This is a genomic window from Citrobacter sp. wls757 (assembly GCF_005280935.1).
In the GTDB taxonomy this organism is placed as follows: Bacteria; Pseudomonadota; Gammaproteobacteria; order Enterobacterales; family Enterobacteriaceae; genus Citrobacter; species Citrobacter portucalensis.
In genome coordinates this window covers 463513-467580 of sequence record NZ_SZWU01000015.1, presented here as the reverse complement: position 1 = coordinate 467580, position 4068 = coordinate 463513, and the positions used below count along the sequence as shown (strand labels likewise).

Below are 4068 nucleotides of genomic sequence, written 5' to 3'. Positions count from 1 at the left end.
GGTCGCCATGAACTCCGGGACCCAGGCGGCGAAGGAAGCGGGCAACATGGTGGATCTCGACTCTAACCCCACCAAGCTGATTGAAGTGGTACACATTGGTAAACAGATGCTGATGACGCGTGGTTCGCTGACCACCTTCAGTATCGCCAACGACGTGGCGAAGTATTTCGCCATTATCCCGGCCGCGTTCGCCGCCACCTACCCGCAGCTCAATGCGCTTAACGTGATGGGTCTGCATTCGCCGGACTCGGCGATCCTCAGCGCGGTTATCTTTAATGCGCTGGTTATCGTCTTTCTGATCCCACTGGCGCTTAAAGGCGTGAGCTACAAACCGTTATCCGCATCCGCAATGCTGCGCCGTAATTTGTGGATCTATGGTCTGGGTGGTCTGGTTGTACCGTTTATCGGTATCAAAGCAATTGATTTACTGCTGACCCTGCTGGGTCTGGTGTGAGGTTTCAGATGAGTGGATTACGTCCTGCATTATCAACATTGATTTTCCTGATGCTTATCACCGGCGGGGCTTACCCGTTGTTGACCACCGCGTTGGGGAAGTGGTGGTTTCCCCACCAGGCTAACGGTTCGCTTCTACGCGAAGGTCAGGTCGTTCGCGGCTCTGCGCTCATTGGGCAACATTTTACCGCGGCCGGTTATTTTCAGGGACGTCCGTCAGCTACAGCAGAAATGCCCTATAATCCAATGGCTTCAGGCGGCAGTAACCTGGCAGCCAGCAACCCGGAACTGGATAAACAGCTGCAAAGCCGGATAGCCGCGCTGCGTGCAGCTAACCCGCAGGCAAATCCTGTCGTTCCGGTAGAGCTGGTAACGGCTTCTGCCAGCGGGCTGGATAACAATCTGACACCCGCCGCGGTGGCCTGGCAAATCCCCCGCGTGGCGCAGGCTCGCAACCTCAGCGTTGAAGAAGTCACGCGCCTGGTTGCACAATACACGCAAAAGCCATTGGTCAGTTTTATCGGCCAGCCGGTGGTGAACCTGGTAGAACTTAATTTAGCGCTGGATAAGCACTGAGAAAAAGGACATGCATAACGAACCCTTACGCCCCGACCCCGATCGCCTGCTGGAGCAGACCGCTGCCCCGCACCGCGGAAAACTGAAAATTTTCTTCGGCGCGTGTGCAGGCGTCGGTAAAACCTGGGCCATGCTGGCAGAGGCCCAGCGGCTGCGGGCGCAGGGGTTAGATGTGCTGATTGGCGTGGTGGAAACCCACGGACGCAAAGAGACCGCCGCGTTGCTGGACGGTCTCAGCATCCTGCCGCTAAAGAGACAGGCGCGCCATGGTCGTCATATCAGCGAGTTCGATCTCGACGCGGCGCTGGCCCGCCGTCCGGCGCTCATTTTGATGGATGAACTGGCGCACAGTAATGCGCCTGGCTCACGCCACCCTAAGCGTTGGCAAGATATTGAAGAACTGCTCGAAGCCGGTATTGACGTTTTTACTACCGTCAACGTACAGCATCTGGAAAGCCTCAATGATGTGGTCAGCGGCGTCACCGGCATTCAGGTTCGCGAAACCGTCCCCGATCCTTTTTTCGATGCCGCCGACGATGTGGTGCTGGTCGATCTTCCCCCCGACGATTTGCGCCAACGCCTGAACGAAGGCAAGGTCTATATCGCCGGTCAGGCGGAAAGAGCCATCGAGCATTTCTTTCGCAAAGGGAACTTGATCGCGCTACGTGAGCTGGCCCTGCGCCGCACGGCCGATCGGGTTGACGATCAGATGCGTGCCTGGCGAGGGCGTCCGGGGGAAGAAAAAGTCTGGCATACCCGTGACGCCATTTTACTGTGCATTGGACACAACACCGGCAGCGAAAAGCTGGTGCGTGCTGCCGCGCGTCTGGCAGCGCGCCTCGGCAGCGTCTGGCATGCAGTGTATGTTGAAACGCCAGCGCTGCACCGACTGCCCGAAAAACAGCGCCGGGCAATCCTAAGCGCTCTGCGGTTAGCCCAGGAGCTGGGTGCAGAAACCGCCACCCTTTCCGATCCCGCTGAAGACAAGGCGGTAATCCGCTACGCCCGTGAGCATAATCTGGGAAAAATTGTCCTCGGACGTCCGACTACACGACGCTGGTGGCGCAGTGATTCCTTTGCTGACAAACTGGCCCATCGCGCACCGGATCTCGACCTGATGATTGTTGCGCTCGATGAGCCACCTTCGCGCCCTGTGCTACAAACTGCAGATAACCGCACCTTTAAGGATAAATGGCGGGTACAAATTCAGGGTTGTGTGGTTGCCGTCGCGCTGTGCGCCATCATTACGTTGATTGCCATGCAGTGGTTGATGGCCTTTGACGCCGCCAACCTGGTGATGATCTATTTATTGGGCGTGGTGGTTATCGCCCTCTTTTACGGACGCTGGCCGTCGGTGCTGGCAACTTTTATTAACGTCGCCAGCTTCGATCTCTTCTTTATTGCTCCGCGTGGCACGCTGGCCGTTTCCGATGTCCAGTACCTGCTCACCTTCGCCGTGATGCTAACGGTAGGGCTGGTTATTGGTAATCTGACCGCCGGAGTGCGTTATCAGGCGCGGGTGGCCCGTTATCGTGAACAACGTACGCGCCATTTGTATGAGATGTCGAAAGCGCTGGCCGTTGGGCGTAGTCAGCAAGATATTGCCGCCACCAGCGAACAGTTTATTGCCTCAACGTTCCAGGCCCGCAGCCAGGTTTTACTGCCCGGTGAGAACGGTAAGCTGGCCCCTCTCACTCATCAACAGGGCATGACGCCGTGGGATGATGCCATTGCCCAATGGAGCTTTGATAAAGGGCAACCGGCTGGCGCAGGTACTGACACGTTGCCAGGTGTGCCGTATCAAATTTTACCGTTAAAAAGTGCTGACAAAACGCATGGGCTGCTGGTGGTGGAACCAGGAAATTTACGCCAGTTGATGATCCCCGAACAGCAACGCCTGCTGGAAACTTTTACTTTACTGGTCGCCAGTGCGCTGGAGCGTCTGACGCTGACTGCCAGCGAAGAGCAAGCCCGGTTTGCCAGCGAGCGTGAAAGCATTCGCAACGCGCTGCTCGCCGCCCTTTCCCACGATTTACGTACGCCGCTAACGGTGCTGTTTGGTCAGGCAGAGATCTTAACGTTGGATCTGGCAAGCGAAGGATCGCCGCACGCGCGCCAGGCCAGTGAGATTCGCCAGCACGTCCTTAATACGACCCGACTGGTTAATAACCTGCTGGATATGGCGCGAATTCAGTCTGGCGGCTTTAATCTTAAGAAGGAGTGGTTAACACTGGAAGAGGTGGTCGGCAGCGCCCTGCAGATGCTGGAGCCAGGACTCTCTGCTCCTATTAATTTGTCGCTACCAGCACCGTTGACGCTGATCCACGTCGATGGCCCACTCTTTGAACGGGTGCTGATTAATCTGCTGGAAAACGCCGTTAAATACGCAGGTCCAGCGGCGCAAATCGGTATTGATGCCAGCGTCGATGGCGAGCACCTCCAACTTGACGTCTGGGATAATGGTCCCGGCATTCCATCGGGTATGGAGCAGCGAGTTTTTGACAAGTTTTCCCGGGGAAACAAAGAGTCATCGGTACCGGGCGTTGGGCTGGGGCTGGCAATCTGTCAGGCCATTGTGGACGTGCACGGCGGTACGATTTCCGTCCACAATCGCGCACAGGGAGGAGCATGTTTCCGTGTTACACTGCCCCAGGAAATCCCCCCTGAACTTGAAGATTTTCATGAGGATATGTGACGAACGTACTGATTGTTGAAGATGAACAGGCTATCCGTCGCTTTCTGCGCACCGCGCTGGAAGCCGATGGTCTGCGTGTATATGAAGCGGAAACGCTGCAACGTGGTCTGCTGGAAGCCGCCACGCGAAAACCCGATCTCATCATTCTCGATCTCGGTCTGCCGGACGGTGACGGCATTGATTTTATTCGTGACCTGCGACAATGGAGCGCGATACCGGTAATTGTGCTCTCAGCCCGCAGCGAAGAAAGCGATAAAATCGCTGCCCTGGATGCCGGTGCCGATGACTATCTCAGTAAACCATTTGGTATTGGCGAGCTACAGGCGCGATTACGCGTGGCATTG

General features: G+C 56.5%; 3 protein-coding genes and 1 pseudogene. All 4 read left to right on the top strand.

The window, feature by feature from the left end; translation table 11 throughout:
- Positions 1–454 (top strand): annotated as a pseudogene (locus tag FDW94_RS23840) (potassium-transporting ATPase subunit B); the annotation flags it as partial.
- Positions 455–462: 8 nt separating this feature from the next.
- Positions 463–1029: a potassium-transporting ATPase subunit KdpC gene (gene kdpC / locus FDW94_RS03990; RefSeq protein WP_137377162.1), complete on the top strand. Its 567-nt coding sequence runs from the start codon at positions 463–465 to the stop codon at positions 1027–1029.
- A 10-nt stretch (positions 1030–1039) separates the two neighbouring features.
- On the top strand, positions 1040–3724 hold the full coding sequence (kdpD, locus tag FDW94_RS03985; RefSeq protein WP_032942706.1) for a two-component system sensor histidine kinase KdpD: 2685 nt from the start codon (positions 1040–1042) through the stop codon (positions 3722–3724).
- Positions 3721–4068: response regulator (locus FDW94_RS23835; protein WP_249358282.1), on the top strand; the 348-nt coding region annotated here is incomplete at its 3' end. The genes kdpD and FDW94_RS23835, both read left to right, overlap by 4 nt.